Below are 247 nucleotides of genomic sequence, written 5' to 3'. Positions count from 1 at the left end.
CCACAATTGTGATTGATTTGTAAAAAATTGAACATATGGGTTTTGAATCGTAAATCCCATTGCAACTAAAATATTTAACGCTTGCACACATATGCATGCATACAACGCAAGGCAGACAGAAATAGTATCAAATACATTCCAGCGAAAATACACTTTTGTTTTTATAAAATCAATTTTATATCCATTTTTCCGTACTATATGTTTTCTATCAAATGGAATAATGATTGAAAACAGAACACCCATTATA

Annotated in this window: 1 pseudogene; it reads right to left on the bottom strand. The window is 29.6% G+C overall.

The features are described from left to right. Window positions 1-246, bottom strand: a pseudogene (locus tag JDS96_RS31385) (hypothetical protein); the annotation flags it as partial. Between the last annotated feature and the right edge of the window lies 1 nt (window position 247).

This window comes from Bacillus cereus group sp. N21 (assembly GCF_016483395.1).
Classification (GTDB): Bacteria; Bacillota; Bacilli; order Bacillales; family Bacillaceae_G; genus Bacillus_A; species Bacillus_A pseudomycoides.
The sequence above is the reverse complement of the archived record's forward strand: the minus strand, read 5'-3'. Positions and strand labels throughout refer to the sequence as shown.